The following is a 20,592-nucleotide window of genomic DNA, read 5'->3' as shown; positions in this document are numbered from 1 at the left end:
GATGGACCTGCGGCGCCATTATCCCACCTATGTCGTAGTCGTGCTGATGCTCGTCAGCGCGCTGTCCTATCTCGATCGTCAGGTGATGAGCATCCTGATCAGCCCGATTCAGGCCGATCTCGGATTCACCGACAGTCAGATGGGCCTCATCATCGGCCCGGCCTTCATGTCGCTGTTCCTTATCGCCGGACTGCCGATGGGGCATCTCGCCGATCGCCATCACCGCGGCCGATTGCTTGCTGCCGGGATTGCGATCTGGAGTGCGGGCACGGTTATGACGGCTCTGGTTTCAGGGTTCTGGCCGATGGCGCTTTCGCGCGCGGTGGTTGGGCTGGGCGAGGCGGCGGTGGTGCCGGCGGCCTATTCGCTGGTGGCGGATTATTTCGCGCCGGACAGGCGCGCGCGCGCGGTCGCCTGGGTGACGATCGGCATACCGATCGGCGCGGGATCGGCGCTCTTCGTCGGCGGATTGCTGCTGAAGCTGTTCGAAACGCCTCAGGCGCTCCCCGTTTTGGGGGAAGTGCAGCCCTGGTCGCTTGTCCTGATCACGTTCGGTATTGCAGGAATCATCGTCGCTGCGCTGGCGCTCACGATTCGCGAACCGGCGCGCCATGTTGCGGCGGCGACCGGGAGCGGCGGTGCAGTGCCGGGGTTCACTGCCTTTCTCCGGCGCGAGCCGGTTGGCGTAACGCTGGTGTTGCTGCCCTATATCCTGCTGACCTTCATGCAGGTGGCGATGATCGTCTGGGTGCCGACCTTGCTGACCCGTCGACAGGGGCTGGATCCGGCCGATGCAGCGACGCTCTATGGGGCAATGACGCTGGTCATCCCGATCGCCGCTACCTTGACGGGCGGCTGGATCGCCGACCGCTTGATGAGGCGCCACGCTGCCGGGCCCTTCCTGCTCGTTACCTGGCTGGCGCCCTTATTCCTTCCCGGGGTGCTGCTCTTCGCGTTGCCGCTGTCGCTGCCGCTGGTCGTGACCGGCCTGACGATCACGCTTGCGGTGGGCGGCTTTTGTACCACGACGGTCTATGCGGCGGTTCAGGCGATCGTGCCGCCGATGTTTCGCGGACGCATTCTCGCGCTGTACGGTCTTACCGCTCAGCTCGCCGGGGTCGGGTTCGGGCCGCTGATCGTCGGTCTGGTTTCGGATTATATGTTCCCCGATCGCTCCTACCTGCATCTGGCGATCATCGCCGTCATCGTTCCCGCATGGATCGTCACGGTCATTTGCGGACTGCTCGGCCGTCGCCATTTCGGCGAGCTTCGTGCAAAGGCGGAACCGGAAGCGGCGTGATGCCGTGAAAATGGTGACGCATGAACGACGAAACGGGGCAGGGCCTTTCGCGCAAAAAGGCCGCGGAGCAGGCGCTGATCAACGCGGCCGAACGTATTTTCGCGCGCGAGGGCATTGAGACGGCTTCGCTCCGCGCGATCGCGACCGCTGCCGGATCGGCGAACAACTATGCGGTCCAATATCATTTCGGAGATCGCGAGGGCCTGGTCGAGGCGCTGTTCGAGTCCCGGCTGGCCGAAGTCGAGGCACGGCGGGCAATATTGCGCGCCGCGATGCCCGAGCCCGCCGATTGCCGCGCGCTGCTCGATCTGATCATGCGTCCGCTGATCGAGCAGACTGACGCCGAAGGGCGGCACAGCTATGCGGCGTTCCTTCTCGGGCTGCGACGTTCGCCCCAGGGGTTTCTCAGTCGTCGCCAGCGATCGGACAAGGCGCCGATCGCGAACTGGGCGAACGAGCAACTCGCCGCGCTGTTTCCCCATCATTCGGAAGATGCATTCGCGTTTCGCATGGATCTGATTTCGGCGATGTTTCTCGATGCGATCGATCGGTTCGATGCCGGCGAATTGCGGGCGTTTTCGCGCGACGCGTTGCTGGAAAAACTGATCACATTGGCGGCGGCGATGCTGCAGCCCGAATGAAATAAGTCAGTTGACTTAATCCGGATATTTCGCGACAAGATTCATGAGAGGAGAGGCTCATGAATCTGGAAAAAATTACCCCGCATATCGGCGCGCGCATTGCAGGCGTCGATCTGGCACAGCTGACCAAGGACGATCGGGAATGGCTGCGCGAAATGCTCGAAGAGCATCTCGTGCTTTTTTTCACCGGCCAGCAGCTGCAGCCCGAACAATATCTCGCATTCGGCGAAGTGATCGGCGACCTTGAAGTGACGCCGCTGCTGCCCAGCCTGGGCGGCGCGATGGAGGCGGTGCACATCGTCGAGAATGACCAGAATTACGCGAAGGGCGAGTTCGCCGATATGTGGCACACCGATGTGCCGTTCCGCGAGCGGCCGCCCTATGCCACGATCCTGCGACCCGAATATCTGCCGACGCTCGGCGGAGATACGCTTTGGTCGAGCATGTACGCCGCTTATGAAGGGATGGCGGATTCGCTGCGTCGCTTCGTCGACGAGCTCGAAGTGGTGCAAAGCGTCATGTTCAAGGGCGTGCTGCGCGAGCATGTGCACCCGGCGGTGCGCGTCAATCCGCGGACCGGACGACGCGGCCTGTATATCAATACGCGCTTTTCCAAGCGGGTCGTCGGTCTGAGCGAACTGGAAAGCAATGACGTCATCCGCATGTTTTCATCGGTTGCCACCTTGCCCGATTATCAGCTGCGGCATCGCTGGACGCCCGATATCGTCGCCATGTGGGATAACGGATTCACACAGCATTATGCCGTGGCCGATTATCGCGAACCGCGCCGGATGCAGCGTATGACCGTGGTCGGCGAGCCGGTAATCGGCGTCGCCGAATGGGAACGCACCAGCCGCGTCGCGGCCTGACGATATGCCGCCGCCGCCTATTCGGCGGCGGCGAGCTCGCCGGCTTTGCCGACACGCTCCAGCGTGACCGGGAATCCGTCCATGAAGCTCATCCCCGAAATCTTCTCGGCGCTGTCCGGCGTCGACGGAGCGATCACGTTGAAATTCGCTCCGCTTTGCGCGTTGGCCCGGGTCCAGCCGCCCTTTGCATGACCCCAGCCATGCGGGTAGCAGACGCTGCCGCGAACGACGTCCTGTGTGATTGTCGCTTCGACCTCGATCGCACCCCAGCGTGTGCTGAGACGCACCATGTCGCCCTCCGCGATCCCATGATCGGCAGCGTCGAGCGGGTGGACCAGCAACAGCGGGCGATCGCTGCGTACCAGCCGGTCGACATTGTGCATCCAGCTGTTGATCGAGCGCAGCTTGCGCATCCCGAACAATCGCAATTCGCCCGGAACGGGGTCCGGCTCAGCGCACAGCCGCGCGATTTCATCGCCGATCATCGAATCGAACAAGTGAATGCGGCCATCGGGATGGCGTAGCTTCTTCTTCAGGTCGAAGTCCCAGCGACCGCGTTTCAATACGACGCCATGGGGATTCTCCGCGAGGAGTTTGAGCGACAAACCGGTTGGCGATCCATCGCCTTCGGGACCGGTGCGGAGCAAATGATCGGCAGCCGCCATCGGATCGACTTCCGGGAATTTCTCCCCCAGCCCCATGCGCACGGCCAGATCGCGCAGGATGAAGAGTTCGAGCCGCGCCTCGCCGCGCGGCTTCACGGCGGCAGGCGCATATTGCATCGTCGGGCGCACCATATGCCCGCCAAAGGTCAGGGGAACGTCGTCCCGTTCGAGGAAGGTCGTGGCGGGAAGGATATAGTCGGCAAAACGCGTCGTTTCGGTCACATAGAGGTCGAGCGCGACATAGAGATCCAGCGCTTCGAGCGCTTCTTCCAGCCGATGTCCGCCCGGTTTGGCGAGCACTGCGTTGGTGCCGCTGCCCACCAGCGCACGGACGCGCTCCTCACCCTGGGTGAGTTCGTCGTACATCGTCACGCTGGGCGTCGCGCCGACCACCGATGGCAGGTCCGACACGCGGCTCGCACCTGCCCGGAAACCGGTCATGCCTGCATTGGCAAGCATTTCGCCGGTATCGGCCGCGCCGTGCCCGAATCCGAATCCGCCCCGACGATGGAATTTCCCGGTGACGATGTTTAGCGCATGCATCAGGAAATTGGAAAGGGTGGGAAAGGTGCCGCGACAAATGCCGAGCCTGCCCATTGTCGCCGCTTTTTCGGTTTGCGCGAAATCGAGTGCGAGTTCGCGGATGCGCTCCGCCGCGATCCCGGTGAAGCCGCTTGCGCGTTCGGCGGTGATTGGTCGCAGCGCGTCGCGCAACGCTTCCCAGCCGGTCGTCCATTCGCCAAGGAACGCGTCGGCGACCAGGCCCTCGTCCGCAATCGTCGTCAACATCGCCGCGATCAGCCACACGTCGCTGTTGGGCAGCAGCGGCTGGTGGGTGAAAGCGCGCGCACTTTCGGTGCGGCGCGGATCGAACACGACGACTTCGCCGCGCTTGTGGATCGCGGTCATATCCTCGCGGATGCGCGGTGCAATCAGCAGCGATCCGTGGCTGACCAGGGGATTTGAGCCGAATACATAAAGCCGTTCGCACTCCACCAGATCGGGAAAGACAAAGCTCCCCGAACCATAGAGCAGCAGATGCGCGAGCATCGTCGAGGTCGTGTCCTCGGAACTGGGCGTAAAGGTCCGTGTGCCACCGACTGCGCGGGCGAACATGCGCGGTGCCATGAAGCTTGCGAAGCCGAACGAGGGCGGGTTGCCGTACATGGTCGCATAGGCTTCCGGGCCATGTTCGGCGACGATCGCCGAAAGCCGCGCGGCGATATCGTCAAGCGCTTCGTCCCAGCTCACCCGCTCGAATTCACCAGGCCCGCCGACTCGCTTCAACGGATGCGTTACGCGCTCGGGGTCGTTCTGCACCCCGATCATATTGAGTCCCTTCACACAGACATGGCCGTGCGAATGGACGCTGTCATGGTCGGGAGCGAGAGCCGTTATCTCGCCATTCTCGACCGTGGCGATCATGCCGCACAATGCTTCGCAAATCCGGCAATAGGTAGGATGCAGCCCGTCCTCGCCGGTCTTCATCGAAATCTGGCCCTTCGCCATCGTCTCTCTCCCGATCTTGCGGCGCTTTTCCAGCGCATTCTGCGGCAAAATGTGATCCGACAAAGTGTAAGTCAAACGCTTAATGAAATTTGCCGCGAACGGCCTCGGTTTGACACCGGTCAAACCGGCACCCCGATTTATCTATAGCTGTTAGATAAATTTGAGGAGGATGATCATGGGAAAGCATTTTTCGCCGGACAATCGGCCCCGCTTCGGCATCAGCATCAATGAACTCAACGACAGCCAGATCGACGCGATACGGCGTATTCCCGCGCATGACGCCGCCGTTCCGCCGGTAATCGAGGAACGGCGACCCGCGTCGATCTTTCTGGATCAGGAGCGCTATGATCTGGAGCAGTCGCGTATCTTCCGGCGCCTTCCCGTCCCGCTCGCGCCATCGGCGATGATTCCCGAGGCCGGATCGGTCATGGCGCATGATGGCTATGGCGTGCCGTTGATGATCACCCGCGATCGCGAGGGTGCGGTCCATGTCTTCTACAACACCTGCACGCATAAGGGCGCGATCCTGGTCGAAGGCTGCAAGGCGCAGAAGGCGGGGCGCGTGACATGTCCCTATCACGCCTGGACCTATGGTCTGGATGGCAGGCTGATCGGCGTTCCGCGGCAGGAAACGCTTGCGCGGTTCGACAAGAAGGATCGCCCGCTCACCGAATTGCCGAGCAGGGAGAGCGGCGGACTGATCTGGGCAATTCTGAATTCGGATGCGCCAGCCGATTTCGGAATCCTTGATGACCAGATCGCGTCGGATTTCGATCATTTCGGGCTGCCCGGCGCGCATCTCTACGGACACCGGCGGTTCGAGCTTCAGGCGAACTGGAAGCTGGTGATGGAGCCTTTCCTCGAAGGCTATCATGTGCAGCGGCTGCACATTAATTCGATCGGCCCGGCCGGGCTGGACATGTTCGCAGACGTGGTGAGCGTGCCCGACCGGTTGGGGCTTCACCTGCGCCAGACATCGGGCCGCGGAAACTATTCGCCCGAGATACTCAACGATCCCTCGGTGAATATCCGCAGCTATGTGACGCACGCCTATAATCTCTTCCCGAACACGGTCTTCATCACCAGCCCCTATTATATGAGCGTGATGATCATCATGCCGACCGGTGTCGGAACGTCTTCGGTCGACTATTACATGCTGACCGATGCTGCGCCGGACAATCCCAAGGCAGAGGATCTCTATGCGCGCTCCTTCTCTGTCATCCAGGATGTCTTCGGCAATGAGGACTTCAAGGCGGCGGAGACGTGCCAGCGCGGCCTTTCCACCGGCGCGATCAAGGACGTGATCTATTGCGGCATGGAAGCGCCGATTCCCGCCTTTTACGAGGGGATCGAGCGGATGCTGGGCGCTGCCGATACGCCGGCTGCAGCGGCTGTTTCGGCAGCCTGACCGTCGACCGGACTTTCAAGGAGGGAATGCCATGGCCACTGCGCCTGACATGACGGTGCCGCGCGGCGATCACGCACCGGTCTTCGATTTCGACATCTATGCCGATCCGCGCATAGGCGAAGATATCCAGGGCGATTACGCCCATGTGCTTGCGGATGTCCCGCCGGTTTTCTGGACTCCGGCCAATGGCGGCCACTGGATCGTGACCGGCTTTGAAGAGATCGTCGAAGTCGTGACCAATCCGCAGGACTTCTCCGCGCGAGAGATGCAGATCCCGCGGGTGCCCGATCCGCCGCAGTTCATCCCGCTCAGCCTCGATCCGCCGGATAACATCCCGTATCGGCGCATCCTGATGCCGATGTTTTCGCCCAAGGCGGTACGCGCCATGGATGATGACCTGCGGCGTTGGGCCAACGAACTTCTGGACGAAGTGACGGTCGGCAAAAACCAGTGCGATTTCGTGGATGCCGTCGCATCGCGGTTTTCGGTGACGATCTTCATGCGGCTGATGGGCATGCCCGTCGACCGTCTCCGCGAGTTTCGCGAGATCGCCGACGAGCATTTCAATGCGCGCACACCGGAGGACTTTGGTCGCGTCGTGCCCCGGATATTGGGGATCGTTGATGAACTGATCGCGTTGCGCCGCACCCAGCCCGGCGAAGACATCATCAGCAAGCTGATCGCTGCCGATTTTGACGAGACGCGAAAGCTGACGCACGAAGAGGTGCAGCGCATCTGTTTCCTGCTGTTTCTGGGCGGCATGGATACAGTCACCAATGTATCCGGCTTTGCGTTTCGCAATCTGGCGCAGGATCCGGAACTGCAGCGGGAACTCGCCGAAAACCCGGCGCGGATACCGCAATTCGTCGACGAAAGCCTCCGCATGTTCGGCGTGATCAGCACGCCCCGGCTTGTGGTTCGCGAGGCGGAGCGGTTCGGCGTCACGTTCCGCCCCGGTGAGATGGTGCTCTGCGTGCTGGCGCTCGCGGGGCGGGATGCCCGGCGCAACCCGGATCCCGCACGTTTCGATCTGGACCGCAGCGATTCCGCGCATCTGACCTTTTCATCCGGACCGCATCTGTGCCTTGGGCATATTCTTGCCCGTGCCGAACTGCGCGTCCTGACCGAGGAGTGGCTGCGGCGGGTTCCTCGCTTTGAAATCGCCAGCGACCAATCCTGTCGTTTCCGGCTGGGAACTGTGAACGCGCTGCTTTCGCTGCCGCTCATATGGGAAGGAGGCAAAGGCGCGTGACGACCGTTGCCATCGTCGTTCGTCAGGGAGCAGACGAGCGTGAAATCGATGCGGTGACAGGCGAATCGCTGATGCATGCGCTCAAGGGTGCGCGCATCAGCGGAATCGAGGCGGTGTGCTCGGGGTCGATGGTTTGCGGGACCTGCCACGCATATGTCACGCCCGGACCTTCGGGCGAATTGCCCCCGATCGGTGAAGGCGAGGCAGAGATGCTGGACGAGGCGGTCGACCGGCGCCCGGAGTCCCGTTTGACGTGTCAGATTGACGTGACGCCGGTGCTGGCCGGAATAATCGTTGAAATACCTGCGTCCCAGATGTGAACCTGTTCAGGATTCGATCCGGGACAGCGCGCGTTCGAGCAGGCGGATCGTCGAATTGTGCAGCGATTCGCCTGTCTCGCGGTCGGCAAGCCCGGCGGCGGCGCGTGCGAATGTCCCTTCCAGGATGATGCCGAGCTTGTAGCAGGCGAGCACGATATACCAGTCGATCGCCGCCAGATCGCGGTTCGAATGACGGCGATAATGTTCGATCAGTTCCGTCGTCTTCGGAAAGCCCGTCCAGGGATCGACCGCCACGATCGCCGACGTGCCGTCCTCTCCCTGCCAGGTCGCCACCATCCAACCCAGATCGACCAGCGGATCGCCGATGGTGCTCAATTCCCAGTCGACGATCGCTGCCAGCTCGGGCTGATCGGGGCGGAACAGGACGTTGCCGATATGATAGTCGCCGTGCAGGATGCCCGGCGCGGTTGCATCCGGACAATTGGCGGCCAGCCAGTCGCCGATCCGATCGATGCCGGGAAGCGCATCGGGGCCCGGCCAGTTTTCAAAAGCGGCATAGCTTTCGAGCTGCCGGCGCCAGCGCCCGGGCTGGCGTGCCAGATATCCTTCCGCGCGTCCGAAGTCGGAAAGCCCGACCGTTTGGGGATCGATGCTGCCCAGCGCTGCGATAGCTTCGACCATCGCGAGTCCCATGCGATGCTGGACGGCGGGCGTTCGATGAAAGGGGGGTAGCGTTTCGGCGGCGTTGATGCCCGCAATCGGCTCCATCAGATAGAAAGCGGTGCCGATCGCCGCGACATCCCCGCAAGCAGCGATCAGCCTTGGGTGCGGTACGCTCGATCCGGCCAGCGCGGCCAGCACGCGCGCTTCGCGGCGCATCGTCTCGTTCGATTCCGGCCGCGGATGGGCGGGCGGGCGGCGCAGGACATAGAGGCTGCCCGACCGGCGAAACCGCAACAGGATGTTCTGGGTGCCGCCGCCCAGCGGCGCGACCTCCTCGATCGGGCCGCTGCCGAGTTGGCGCGCGTCCATCCAGTCGGCAAGGCGCGCCAGATCGACGCTCGACTGCCACTCAGCCATGCGGCGGCTCAGTCCGCATATTCGGCGATCTTCAGCTTGGCGAGCTGCGACATATGCACTTCGTCGGGACCGTCGGCGATCCGGACATAGCGGTTGGTCGCAAAGGCATAGGCGATCGGCGTATCGTCGGAGAGGCCCATTGCGCCATGCGCTTGGATCGCGCGATCGGTGACTGCCTGGGCCATGCGCGGGGCGACGACCTTGATTGCCGCGATCAGGTCGCGCGCGCCCTTGCTACCCACCTTGTCCATCATATCGGCGGCCTTGAGCGTCAACAGGCGTGCCTGTTCGATCTCGCACCACGAAAGCGCGATATCCTGACGGATGCTGCTCTGCTCCGAGATTTTCCTGCCGAATGCGACGCGGCTCTCGACGCGTCGGGTCATGATCTCCAGCGCGCGCTGCGCCTGACCGATCGAGCGCATGCAATGGTGGATACGGCCTGGGCCAAGCCGTCCCTGGGCGATTTCGAAACCGCGCCCTTCGCCAAGGATCAGATTTTCCTTCGGCACGCGCACATTGTCGAACAGCAATTCGGTCTCGCCGCCGGGGGAGTGCGTCCGGCCGAGCACCGTCATCGTGCGGACTACCGACAGGCCCGGTGTGTCCTTGGGCACCAGAATCATCGAATGTTGTTGGTGGCGGGGGTTTTCGGCCAGGGTCTTTCCCATCACGATCAGCACCGTGCAGCGCGGATCCATGATGCCGGAAATCCACCATTTGCGGCCGTTGATCACATAATCGTCGCCATCGGCGAGGATGGTCGTGGCGACATTGGTCGCATCGGAAGAGGCAACGGCCGGCTCGGTCATCGCGTAGGAGGAACGGATCTCGCCGGCCAGCAGCGGGTCGAGCCAGCGCGCGCGCTGCGCGGGCGATCCGAACCGCGCCAGCACTTCCATATTGCCGGTATCGGGTGCCGCGCAGTTGAAGACCTCGGGCGACCAGGGGACGCGGCCCATCATCTCCGCAAGCGGCGCATATTCGAGATTGGTGAGGCCGGGGCTATATTCTTCATATTCGCGCGGCAGGAACAGGTTCCACAGCCCCGCCGCACGCGCCTTTTCCTTCAGCGCATCGAGGCCGGGCCAGGATTTCCACAGGTTGGCCGGATCGGCATGCCAGCGATGCTCCTCGGCTTCGGCAGGATAGATATGCGCGTCCATGAAGGCGCCCAGCCTCGCGATGAGCTCCTTGACCTTTGCGCTATGTTCGAAATCCATAAATCCTCGCAATCCGGTTAGCGCGCGAGCGTGTAGCCGCCGTCGACCACGATCGTTTCGCCGATGATGTAAGAAGCGAGCGGAGACGCCAGAAACAGCGCTACGCCACCCATTTCCGCCGGTTCCGCCGCTCGGCCGAGCGGGATACCCTGCACCGCGGCGGCTGCGCGACGGGGATTGTCCATCGTCACGGACGTCATTTTGGTATGCACCAGCCCGGGGGCGATGCCGTTCACGCGGATCCCCTCCGCTGCCCAGGCTTCGCCAAGCGTGGCCGTCAGATGCTTGGCGCCTGCCTTTGACGCGGCATAGGCCGGGTTTCCGCGCGCGGTGGCGATTGCCACGACCGAACTGAGGATGATCAGCGATCCGCGTTGTTCGGCCAGCATCGATTTGAAACGCGTCGCGCACGCCATGACGCTGTCCAGATTGACGGCCATCACCCTGTCCCAGCCTTCCGGCTCGAATTCACCGCGGTTATACACCACCGTGCCCTGGCTGAGCACCAGAACATCGAGCTGGTCGAAGGCAGGTCGGAATGTTGCCAGCGCGCCGCGATCGGTGACGTCCAGCTGGGCATAACAAAGCCCGGAAAGATCGCCATCTTCGGGTCGGTAGTCCGAAGCCGCAGCGCGGGTGCCGCAAACATGAACCTCTGCGCCCTGGTCGAGAAACCGGCGCGCAATTCCGTTTCCGATCCCGCTCGATCCGCCAACCACGAAGACACGCTTGCCGGAAAAATCGAGAGGATCGCGGATCATGGTGTCGTCGGCAGAGGCACCGCTCATGCGATGGTTATCCGCAATGTCACGGCGTACGGCTGGCGCGCTGGCGCGATGCTTTCCATAACTGCCTCTCCTTTTTCTCCGCCGTAGCGCCGACCTTGTTAATTGCGCAATTGAATTTTTTTCGCCGATGGTTGACCGGCATGCTCAGTGGTGTCAGCGTGAAATAAGCGAACGATTAAAAAAGAGGTGCCTGAATGCGGGCGATGGCCGCGACCATCGACAAGGCGCTGCGCTTCTGGGCGCGCGACCGATCCGAGCAGACTGCGATCCGGGTGGGGGACGACTCGCTCGGCTACGCTGCGCTCGACGCCTGGGTGGGGCGGGTCGCCGCGCGGGTCGATGAAGCCGGCATCGCGCCGGGCGATCGTGTCGGATTTTATGCGGAAACGTCGCTCGAATGGTGTGTCGCGGCGTTGGCGGCGATTCGTTGCGGCGCGATCGTCGCGCCGATCAACTCACGAATGGTTCCCGCCGAAGTCGACTATCTGTTCGACCAATATGCGCCCGGGCTCATCTTCGTCGATGATAACGGCGCCGAGCGGCTGGCGGGCAGCGCAGCTGCATCCGCGCCGCAATTGCGCAGGGGCGATGTGGCGGCGTTGCGCAACGGCGTCGCCACCGATCTGGAGCGCGAATGCGACGCCGATGCGCCGGCGGCGATTATCACCACCAGCGGTTCGACGGCCCGCCCAAAGGGTGTCGTCTATTCGCACCGCGTGATGATCGAATATGCGTGGGAGGAATATGTCCACAACGCCCCCGATATCGGTGGCGGGGTGACGAAACTGCTGACTGCCGCGCCGTTGAGCACGGCGGGCGGATTCAACCTGATGATCCACATGATCGTTATCGGCGGAAGCGTGTTCCTGCTCGAGAAATTCGATCCTGCCCAGGCGCTGCGGCTGTTGCTCGATCATCGCATCAACACCTTTCGCGCTGCGCCGATCTTCTTTCAGCGAATCGCCGAATTGCCGGAGTTCGCGAGTGCCGACTTGTCCTGCGTGCGCGTCGCATCGATTGGCGGTGCAGCGCCGCCGCCATGGTTGCAACAGGCATGGTGGGACCGCGGCGTCGTGTTGCGCCAGCTCTATGGACAGACCGAGGCGGGCGGCGGCGCATGCGTCAATCCGGTTCGCTTCGCCAAGAGCCATCCCGATCGCTGCGGTTTCGGCGGTCCGTTTACCGAGATCGCGATCGTCGATGATGCCGGCAATCGCGTCCCACCCAACACGCCGGGCCAGATCATCGTGCGCAAGCCGGGGATCATGACCGGCTATTGGCGCAATCCGGAAGCAACCAAAGCGGCATTGGTCGATGGCTGGCTGCATACCGGAGACATTGGCGAGGTCGATGAGAATGGCCTGCTCAAGATGGTCGACCGGATGAAGGATTTCATCAAATCGGGCGGTCTCAACATCTCTTCCGCCGAACTGGAGCGCGTCATCATGGAAGTCGATGGCGTCGACGAAGTGGCGATCCTGGCGGTGCCCGACGAGCATTATGGCGAAACGCCGTTCGCGATCGTCCATGGGCCCAACTGCGCGATTCCGGCAATTCTTGACCATTGCCGCGCGCAACTGTCAGGCTTCAAGCTGCCGCGCTACATCCTGGTGTCGCCCGAGCCTCTGCCGCGACTGGCGATGGGCAAGATTTCCAAGCCGGCATTGCGCGAAACCTATTCGAACCGGCCGCTGCCGGAGCCGGTGCGCTGATGCGCGCGCTGCTGAGCGAGGCCGTGGGCGGCCCCGAAACGCTTCGTTTGCGCGACGTGCCGCTGCCCGAACCGGGCCCGGGTCAGGTGCGCATCCGTGTTGCCGCGTGCGGGATCAATTTCCCCGATGCGCTGATCATTGAGGATCGGTACCAGTTCCGGCCCGAAAGGCCGTTCGCGCCGGGTGCCGAAGTCAGCGGGTTTGTCGACGCGCTGGGCCCCGGCGTCACCGATCTGACGGTGGGCGACCGGGTATTGGCCGGCGAAGTCTGCGGCGGGCTGGCCGAACAGGTGCTGATGCCGGACGGGCGCTGTTATCGCATCCCTGCGGCGATGCCTTTCGACGAGGCGGCGGCGTTTCTGATGACCTATGGCACCTCGCATCACGCGCTCAAGGATCGCGGCAAGGTGCAGCCGGGCGAGACCATGCTGGTAATGGGTGCGGCGGGCGGCGTCGGGCTGGCGGCGGTCGAGCTGGGCAAGGCAATGGGCGTGCGTGTGATCGGCGCGGTTTCCAGCGCGGAAAAAGCCGCGGTCGTGCGCGATCGCGGTGCGGACGACGTGATCGTCTATCCTTCCGGCCCTTTGAGCCGTGAAGAAGGCAAGGCGTTCGGCGCCGCGATCCGCGAGGCTGCCGGCGGCGAAATCGATATTGTCTATGACCCGGTCGGTGGCAGCTATGCCGAACCCGCGCTGCGCGCTCTGGCATGGGACGGGCGCTATCTGGTGGTCGGATTTCCCGCCGGCATTCCCAGCATCCCGCTCAATCTTCCGCTGCTCAAGGGTATTCACATCATCGGTGTCTTCTGGGGATCGTTCATCGAACGTTTTCCCGAGCGGAATCGAGCGAATGTCGCGGAATTGCTGGATCTGTACAGTCAGGGACTGCTGCACCCGCTGGTGTCCTCGCGATATCCGCTCGCGCGCGGCGGAGAGGCGATCGCGGAGCTCTCTTCTCGCCGCGCAGTCGGCAAGCTTGTGGTTGAAATTTCGGAAGGAGAAGGATGATGGCCCCAGAGAGCAATCAACCGCTGGCGGGGCAGGTGGCACTCGTCACCGGCGCGTCATCGGGGCTTGGAAGGCAGTTCGCCGTGGCGCTGGCTGCGGCGGGTGCCAGCGTTGCAGTCGCGGCGCGGCGCACCGACCGGCTCGACGAACTGGTCGCAGAGCTTCGCAAGGCAGGTGCCAGCGCAATGGCCGTCGGGCTCGACATCGCCGACGCCGCGGCCATTCCGGGCGCCGTGGATGCCGTGGAACGCGAACTCGGTGCCGTGTCGATCCTCGTCAACAACGCCGGAATCGCCCGGGCGAAGCCTGCGGTGAATCAGCTCGTCGACGAGATCGACGCGATGCTGGCGGTAAATGTCAGAGGGCCGTTCGTCCTGGCCGCCGAAGTGGGGCGGCGCCTGATCGATGCGGGCAAGCCCGGTCGCATCATCAACATCGCGTCGATCGGCGCGTTCAATTATGACGGCAAGATCCCCTGTGCGATGTACGTCGCCACGAAAAGCGCGGTGGTGCGCATGACCGAAGCACTGTCCGTCGAATGGGCAAAGCACGGGATCAACGTGAATGCGATCGCACCCGGCTTCTTTCGGTCGGAAATGAGCGGTCCGTCGATTGCGAAACGCGGCGAGGAGTTCTTCAACAGCCGCCAGCCGCGCGGTCGGATCGGAGAGCCGCCGATGCTCGATTCCACGCTCGTCTATCTTGCGTCGCCGGCTTCGGAGGCGGTGACGGGCACCTGTATCAAGGTGGATGACGGACAAATGCCGCGATGAAACTTAATCAATCAATTGACTTCATTGGGCGTTCCGTTCAGTGGAGGCGGGAATCCGGGGATCAGGCGTGACTGAGTTCAATACGATCGAAATCGAATATGATGGGCCAGTTGGCGTATTGCGCCTGAATAAACCCGAAAATCTGAATGCGATGTCGCTGACCATGGCCGAGGAGTGCCTGGCGGCGCTGGACGTGCTGGCATCGCGCGCACGCGCGCTCATCATAACCGGTGCCGGGCGCGCTTTCTGCTCGGGCGCCAATCTGGCGGGAGGCATGGGCCAGGAAGGGTCCGAATCCGATTTCGGCCTTTCGCTGGAAACGCATATCAATCCGATGATGACGCGGCTGCGCGACCTGGACATTCCGTGGATCACGGCGGTTCGCGGCGCGGCAGCGGGTGTCGGCTGTTCGGTTGCGCTGGCCGGCGACATGATCGTGGCGAGCGAGACGGCCTATTTTCTCCAGGCATTTTCGCGGATCGGTCTGGTTCCCGACGGCGGCTCGACGCATCTGTTGGCGCGCTCCATCGGTCGGGTTCGGGCGATGGAGATGATGCTGCTCGGCGAGCGCCTTCCCGCGGCCACGGCGCTTGAATGGGGGCTCGTCAATCGCGTCGTGCCCGATGATATGCTCGAGGCGGAAGCCATGGCGCTGGCACAGCGGCTCGCCAACGGCCCGGCCAGCCTTGGCCGAACGCGCCGGATGGTCTGGGGTGCGATCGATATGCCCTGGGCGGAAGCGCTGGCCAGCGAACGTTCGGAGCAGTTGCATGCCGGTCGCAGCGCCGATGCCGCCGAAGGCATTGCGGCCTTTCTCGAAAAACGGCCGGCGAAATTTCAGGGGGCGTGATGTCAGGCGGCTATTCCTTCGATCTGTCGAACCGGGTGGTATTGGTAACCGGGGCGTCGTCCGGGATCGGCAAGCAACTGGCGAAGCGGCTTGCGGCCAATGGCGCGCGCGTGGTGCTCGCGGCGCGGCGGGCGGCAATGCTCGACGATGTGAAGGCGGAGATCGAGGCGGCGGGCGGCAAGGCGGCCTGTGTCACCATGGACGTAGCCGACGAGGAGTCGACGATTGCTGCCTTCGACGCAGTCGAGGCTGCTTTCGGCCCGGTCGACAGCGTCGTTGCCAATGCCGGTATTGCGATCGGTGGCAGCGCGATGGGCATCGCGATCGAGGATTTCGACAAGATGGTCGCGGTCAACCTGCGCGGCGTATTCCTGACCGCACGCGAAGCGGCGCGGCGCATGGTTGCCGCCGGTTCGGCGGAACGGGAACATGGACGCATCGTCCTCATTTCGTCGATCACCGCCACCTTCGTTCCGCTCGGGCAAGTGACCTATAACGCCACCAAGGCCGCAGTCGTGCAAATGGGGCGCAGCCTTGCCAAGGACTGGGCGAACAAGGGCATCAACGTCAATATCGTCTGCCCCGGCTATATCCGCACCGATCTCAACGACGATTATCTCGACGGCCCGAAAGGGCAGGCGCTGACGAGCGGGTTCGTGCGCAACCGCGTGATGGACATCGGCGTGCTCGATCCCAGCGTCCTCTACCTCTGTTCCGACGCGAGCGCGCAGGTGACAGGATCGGTGTTCACCATCGACGACGGTCAGACCCTTTAAACGTACGAGATTTCGGAGTTCCGCATGAACGACATGAGCCCGCCCGGCGCCATATCCAGCTATTCGGTGCGCGACGGCATCGCCGTGCTCGCCATCAATTCGCCGCCCGTGAATGCGCTGGGTTTCCCGGTCCGAAAGGCGCTCGACGAAGGCATTCGGCGCGCGGTTGCGGATTCGGCGGCCAGCGCGCTGGTGATCCGGTGTGACGGGCGGACGTTTTTTGCGGGTGCCGATATTGCCGAATTCGGTGGCGAACTGAAGCTGCCCGGGCTCAATGACATTTTTGCGGTGATCGAAGGTTCGCCCAAGCCCGTCATCGCCGCGATCCACGGGACGGCGCTGGGCGGGGGATGCGAACTCGCACTCGCCTGCCACTATCGTTGCGCGCTGCGAAGCGCGAAGCTTGGCCTGCCCGAAGTGTCGCTCGGTCTTCTGCCCGGTGCGGGCGGCACGCAGCGCACACCGCGCATCGCGGGCGTTGCGATGGCACTCGACCTGATCGTAGGCGGTCGCCCGATCTCTGCGGCGAAGGCGGAAACGGCCGGAATGGTCGACCGGATCGTAGACGGCGATCTCGAAGCCGAAGCCGTTGCCTATGCCCGGCAACTGGTGACCGAAAAGGCGCCGTTGCGGCGCATTCGCGACATGAGCGTCGACCTCGATCTCGAAGCTGCGCAGGCGGCGATCACTACCTATCGCGTCGCGCATTCCCGACAGTTCAAGGGGTTCAAGGCGCCGGGCCATATCGTTCAGGCGATCGAAGCTGCGGTAACGCTGCCGTTCGACCAGGGGCTGGCGCGCGAATGGGAGCTGTTCGAGGAATTGATGGCTTCGACCGAATCCGGTGCGCAGCGGCATTTGTTCTTCGCGGAGCGTGCGGCGGGCAAGGTCCCCGATATCGGACGCGACGTGAAACCCGTCGACATCGGATCGGTAACCGTGATCGGGGCGGGGACGATGGGCAGCGGCATCGCCACGGCCTTTCTCAACATCGGCCTGCCGGTCACCTTGGTCGACCGGGAACAGCAGGCGGTCGAGCGTGGCGCTGCCAATATCCGCAAGACGATTGCCGGCATGGTCGCGAAAGGCCGGATTGCCGAGGACGAAGGCGGGCGGCGTTCGGCGCTGCTGTCGACGAGTGTCGATTTGCCTGGCGCGGTGTCCGGCGCCGACCTGATCGTCGAGGCAGTGTTCGAAGACCTCGAACTGAAGAAAGCCGTTTTCGCGCAGATCGATGCCGCGGCCAAAGCGGACGCCATACTTGCCAGCAACACTTCGTTTCTGGATCTGGACGCCATCGCGGCCGCGACATCGCGCCCCGAACAGGTTGTCGGGCTGCATTTCTTCGTTCCCGCGAACGTCATGCGCCTGCTTGAAGTCGTGCGCGGGGAAAAGACCAGCGACGTCGTGGTGGCCACGGGCATGGCGCTTGGCCGCAAGCTCGGGAAAGTCGCGATATTGTCGCGGGTGTGCGACGGCTTCATCGCCAATCGCGCCATGGCGCCGCGTCAGGCCGCAGCCGATGCGCTGATCCTGGAAGGTCCGCTGCCATGGGAAGTCGATCGCGCCATGGTCGAATATGGATTCCCGATGGGGCCCTTTCAGATGGTCGATATCGTCGGCGTCGACGTGATCGGCTGGGACCGTGAAAACAGCGCCGGCCGCACGGTTCAGGAAGTGCTGTGCGAAATGGGTCGCTGGGGCCAGAAAAAGAACGGCGGCTATTATGATTATGATGAAGAGCGCCGCGCCCAGCCTTCGCCGGTGGCGGAAAAGATCGTTCGCGAAATGGCCGCGAAGACCGGTGCGGATCAACACCGCTTCCGCGAACCGGAAATCGTCGAGCGGCTGCTCTATCCGGTCGTGAACGAAGGCGCGAAAATCCTTGAGGAAGGAGTCGCGTTGCGCGCGTCGGACATCGATGTCGCGCTGGTAACGGGATATGGCTGGCCGGTATGGACGGGAGGGCCAATGTTCTGGGCGGACAGCATTGGACTGCCTGCGATTGTTGCCGCGCTCGACGCGACGATCGGCGCCGATGCGGTATCCCCGTTGCTGCGCAAGCTCGCTGCCGAGGGCGGCAGCCTCACCTGATCTGAAATCGGAGCAAGAAAATGTCCAACCAAGCCTATATCGTCGCGGCCGGCCGTACCGCCGGCGGACGCCGTGGCGGCAAGCTTGCAGGATGGCATCCGGCCGATCTTGCCGGAACCGTGCTGGACGCGCTGGTCGCGCGGGCAGGGGTCGATCCGGCGGCGATCGACGACGTCATTCTCGGCTGTGTCGGCCAGGCCGGCGAACAGAGCATGCATATCGGCCGCAGCGCGGTGATGGCATCGAGCCTGCCCGACAGCGTCCCTGCCGTGACGATCGACCGCCAGTGCGGATCTTCGCAACAGGCGATCCATTTCGCTGCGCAGGCAGTGATGTCGGGCACGCAGGACATGGTGATCGCGTGCGGCGTGGAAAGCATGACGCGGGTGCCGATGGGATCGCCGATGGTGCTTGCCGCAAAGGCGGGGATCGGCGAGGGCCCCTGGTCGCAGAAGATTCTCGACCGCTACGGCGTGAAGGAATTCAGCCAGTTTCATGGCGCGGAGATGATCGCGCGCAAATGGGGCTTCTCGCGCGAGGATCTCGATCGCTTCTCGCTCGAAAGCCATCGTCGCGCCGCCGCCGCGACCGATGCCGGGGCGTTCGACGCCGAAATCGTGGCGGTCGAGGTCAGTGATGGCGAGGGCGGTACGATGCTCCACCGGACCGACGAGGGCATTCGCTACGACGCTTCGATGGAATCGATGGCTGGCGTGAAGCTGCTGCAGGAAGGCGGCACGATCACCGCTGCCAGCGCGAGCCAGATTTGCGATGGTGCTTCGGGCGTGATCGTCGTCAATGAGCGCGCGCTGAAGGCGCACGGGCTGACGCCGCTGGCGCGCATCCATACTCTGACCGTGACTGCCGGCGATCCGGTAATCATGCTCGAGGAGCCGCTGCCCGCCACGCAAAAGGCACTGCAGCGCGCGGGCATGAAGATCGAAGACATCGATCTTTATGAAGTCAACGAGGCGTTCGCGCCGGTGCCGCTGGCCTGGCTGAAGGCGATCGGCGCCGATCCTGACAGGCTGAACGTCAATGGCGGCGCGATCGCGCTCGGCCATCCGCTGGGTGCATCGGGGAGCAAGCTGATGACCACGCTGATCCATGCGCTTCGTGCGCGCGGCAAGCGTTATGGCCTGCAGACGATGTGCGAAGGCGGCGGCATTGCCAATGTGACCATCGTCGAGGCGCTCTGACCATGGCGGGGCCGTTGACCGGGCTTCGCATTGTCGAAATGGCCGGGATCGGGCCGGCTCCGTTCGCCGCGATGATGCTGGCCGATCACGGCGCTGAAGTGGTCCGGATCGAGCGGCCGGGCGCCGCGCATGCGCCCGACGATCCGCTGCTGCGCTCGCGACGTTCGATGACGCTCGACATGAAGTCGCCCGACGATCTTCGGACGCTGCGCGCATTGTGCAAGACTGCGGACGGCCTGATCGAAGGGTTTCGTCCCGGAGTGATGGAGCGGCTCGGCGTCGGGCCGGAGGTGCTGCTCGCCGAAAATCCGAAGCTGGTTTACGGCCGGATGACCGGCTGGGGACAGACCGGCCCCTGGGCGCAGGCTGCCGGTCACGATATCGATTATATCGCGCTTTCCGGCGTGCTCGGCATGCTGGGTCGGGCGGGGGAGAAGCCTACGCCGCCGGTGAACCTGGCGGGCGATTTCGGCGGCGGCGGCATGATGCTCGCTTTCGGCATGGTCAGCGCGATGCTGGCGGTGAAATCGGGCGGGCCGGGGCAGGTGATCGACTGCGCGATGACCGACGGATCGGCGCTGCTCGCGGCGATGATGTGGGGTTTCCGCGCCGATGGCTCCTGGCGCGAGGAGCGCGGCGTCAATCTGCTCGATACCGGAGCGCCCTTTTACGACACCTATGAAACGTCGGATGGCGGTTTCATCGCGCTGGGTGCGATTGAGCCGCAATTTTATGCGCAGTTTCGCGAACGCGCCGGGATTGCCGACGATTCCTTGTTCGACGATCAGAACGACCGCGCGAAATGGCCTGCGCAAAAGCGTGCGTTGACGGACCTGTTCCGCACGCGAACGCGCGCCGAATGGGAAGCGTTGCTCTGCGTTTCCGACGCCTGTGCGGCGCCCGTGCTGACCATGTCCGAAGCGACCCGGCATCCGCACAATATCGCGCGAAAGACATTCCTTGGCGCGAGCGGAGGCGAGCAGCCCGCGCCCGCGCCGCGCTATTCCGCTACGCCGTGCGATCCGCCGCGCGCACCGGCGGTTCCCGGCGCGGACGGCGACGCGATACGCCAGTCACTCGACATTGCGGCAAATCGATTTGTATAGCCGACTGAACAAATTTGCTCGGGCGACGATCAATGGTTGAACATTGCCCCGAGTGAAGT

Annotated in this window: 18 protein-coding genes; 14 read left to right on the top strand and 4 right to left on the bottom strand. The window is 63.5% G+C overall.

The window, feature by feature from the left end; genetic code table 11:
* The first annotated feature begins 1 nt into the window (after nucleotide 1).
* Genes DKB74_RS07815 through DKB74_RS07805 form a run of 3 tightly spaced genes read left to right on the top strand, consistent with a single transcriptional unit; the run spans nucleotide 2 to nucleotide 2,810 of the window.
* Complete coding sequence (locus tag DKB74_RS07815; protein WP_161956833.1) at nucleotides 2-1,300, top strand: MFS transporter; 1,299 nt, start codon at nucleotides 2-4, stop codon at nucleotides 1,298-1,300.
* 20 nt (nucleotides 1,301-1,320) lie between these two features.
* The gene (locus DKB74_RS07810; protein WP_109807549.1) at nucleotides 1,321-1,941 is read left to right on the top strand and encodes a TetR family transcriptional regulator; all 621 of its coding nucleotides are present in this window, start codon (nucleotides 1,321-1,323) and stop codon (nucleotides 1,939-1,941) included.
* 59 nt (nucleotides 1,942-2,000) lie between these two features.
* Complete coding sequence (locus tag DKB74_RS07805) at nucleotides 2,001-2,810, top strand: TauD/TfdA dioxygenase family protein (RefSeq protein ID WP_109807548.1); 810 nt, start codon at nucleotides 2,001-2,003, stop codon at nucleotides 2,808-2,810.
* Between the two features lie 17 nt (nucleotides 2,811-2,827).
* Here the strand turns inward: DKB74_RS07805 and DKB74_RS07800 are convergent, their stop codons facing one another.
* A complete protein-coding gene (locus tag DKB74_RS07800; protein WP_145960925.1) occupies nucleotides 2,828-4,984 on the bottom strand; it encodes a molybdopterin-containing oxidoreductase family protein in 2,157 nt (718 codons plus the stop codon).
* A 175-nt stretch (nucleotides 4,985-5,159) separates the two neighbouring features.
* On the opposite strand from DKB74_RS07800, the gene DKB74_RS07795 reads away from it, so the two are divergent.
* The 3 genes from DKB74_RS07795 to DKB74_RS07785 are packed head-to-tail and all read left to right on the top strand — an operon-like array spanning nucleotide 5,160 to nucleotide 7,964.
* Complete coding sequence (locus DKB74_RS07795; RefSeq protein WP_109807702.1) at nucleotides 5,160-6,392, top strand: aromatic ring-hydroxylating oxygenase subunit alpha; 1,233 nt, start codon at nucleotides 5,160-5,162, stop codon at nucleotides 6,390-6,392.
* Nucleotides 6,393-6,423: 31 nt separating this feature from the next.
* The gene (locus tag DKB74_RS07790) at nucleotides 6,424-7,644 is read left to right on the top strand and encodes a cytochrome P450 (protein WP_109807546.1); all 1,221 of its coding nucleotides are present in this window, start codon (nucleotides 6,424-6,426) and stop codon (nucleotides 7,642-7,644) included.
* On the top strand, nucleotides 7,641-7,964 hold the full coding sequence (locus tag DKB74_RS07785) for a 2Fe-2S iron-sulfur cluster-binding protein (RefSeq protein WP_205007851.1): 324 nt from the start codon (nucleotides 7,641-7,643) through the stop codon (nucleotides 7,962-7,964). Before DKB74_RS07790 ends, DKB74_RS07785 begins: the two co-directional genes overlap by 4 nt.
* 6 nt (nucleotides 7,965-7,970) lie before the next feature.
* On the opposite strand, the gene DKB74_RS07780 is transcribed toward DKB74_RS07785, so the two are convergent.
* From DKB74_RS07780 to DKB74_RS07770, 3 genes are read right to left on the bottom strand one after another with little or no spacing between them, the layout of a single operon-like run.
* Nucleotides 7,971-9,005, bottom strand: a complete 1,035-nt coding sequence (locus DKB74_RS07780; RefSeq protein WP_109807544.1) for a phosphotransferase family protein — start codon at nucleotides 9,003-9,005, stop codon at nucleotides 7,971-7,973.
* A gap of 8 nt (nucleotides 9,006-9,013) precedes the next feature.
* Nucleotides 9,014-10,228, bottom strand: a complete 1,215-nt coding sequence (locus DKB74_RS07775) for an acyl-CoA dehydrogenase family protein (protein WP_109807543.1) — start codon at nucleotides 10,226-10,228, stop codon at nucleotides 9,014-9,016.
* Between the two features lie 17 nt (nucleotides 10,229-10,245).
* Nucleotides 10,246-10,986 carry an SDR family NAD(P)-dependent oxidoreductase gene (locus DKB74_RS07770; RefSeq protein WP_109807701.1) on the bottom strand — a complete coding sequence of 247 codons (741 nt, stop codon included), beginning with the start codon at nucleotides 10,984-10,986 and terminating at the stop codon, nucleotides 10,246-10,248.
* A gap of 224 nt (nucleotides 10,987-11,210) precedes the next feature.
* Between DKB74_RS07770 and DKB74_RS07765 the strand changes: the two genes are divergently transcribed.
* The 8 genes from DKB74_RS07765 to DKB74_RS07730 all read left to right on the top strand — a co-directional run bounded on the left by DKB74_RS07765 (nucleotide 11,211) and on the right by DKB74_RS07730 (nucleotide 20,533).
* Nucleotides 11,211-12,728, top strand: a complete 1,518-nt coding sequence (locus DKB74_RS07765; RefSeq protein WP_109807542.1) for a class I adenylate-forming enzyme family protein — start codon at nucleotides 11,211-11,213, stop codon at nucleotides 12,726-12,728.
* Nucleotides 12,728-13,735 (top strand): NADPH:quinone oxidoreductase family protein, encoded by a 1,008-nt coding sequence (locus DKB74_RS07760; protein WP_109807541.1) that lies wholly within the window; start codon nucleotides 12,728-12,730, stop codon nucleotides 13,733-13,735. Before DKB74_RS07765 ends, DKB74_RS07760 begins: the two co-directional genes overlap by 1 nt.
* Complete coding sequence (locus DKB74_RS07755; protein ID WP_239987422.1) at nucleotides 13,735-14,508, top strand: SDR family NAD(P)-dependent oxidoreductase; 774 nt, start codon at nucleotides 13,735-13,737, stop codon at nucleotides 14,506-14,508. The genes DKB74_RS07760 and DKB74_RS07755 overlap by 1 nt, the downstream gene beginning before the upstream one ends.
* Nucleotides 14,509-14,575: 67 nt before the next feature.
* A complete protein-coding gene (locus tag DKB74_RS07750; protein ID WP_239987421.1) occupies nucleotides 14,576-15,358 on the top strand; it encodes an enoyl-CoA hydratase-related protein in 783 nt (260 codons plus the stop codon).
* Nucleotides 15,358-16,134, top strand: a complete 777-nt coding sequence (locus DKB74_RS07745; RefSeq protein WP_109807539.1) for an SDR family NAD(P)-dependent oxidoreductase — start codon at nucleotides 15,358-15,360, stop codon at nucleotides 16,132-16,134. Before DKB74_RS07750 ends, DKB74_RS07745 begins: the two co-directional genes overlap by 1 nt.
* Nucleotides 16,135-16,158: 24 nt before the next feature.
* The gene (locus DKB74_RS07740; protein WP_239987420.1) at nucleotides 16,159-18,228 is read left to right on the top strand and encodes a 3-hydroxyacyl-CoA dehydrogenase NAD-binding domain-containing protein; all 2,070 of its coding nucleotides are present in this window, start codon (nucleotides 16,159-16,161) and stop codon (nucleotides 18,226-18,228) included.
* Nucleotides 18,229-18,248: 20 nt separating this feature from the next.
* Entirely contained in the window at nucleotides 18,249-19,427 is a 1,179-nt protein-coding gene (locus DKB74_RS07735) for an acetyl-CoA C-acetyltransferase (protein WP_109807538.1), read from the top strand.
* Between the two features lie 2 nt (nucleotides 19,428-19,429).
* Nucleotides 19,430-20,533 (top strand): CaiB/BaiF CoA transferase family protein, encoded by a 1,104-nt coding sequence (locus DKB74_RS07730; RefSeq protein ID WP_109807537.1) that lies wholly within the window; start codon nucleotides 19,430-19,432, stop codon nucleotides 20,531-20,533.
* Nucleotides 20,534-20,592: the final 59 nt, after the last annotated feature.

Source organism: Stakelama portus, assembly GCF_003171655.1.
Lineage (GTDB): Bacteria > Pseudomonadota > Alphaproteobacteria > Sphingomonadales > Sphingomonadaceae > Sphingomonas > Sphingomonas portus.
This window is presented reverse-complemented; position numbering and strand designations above follow the sequence as displayed.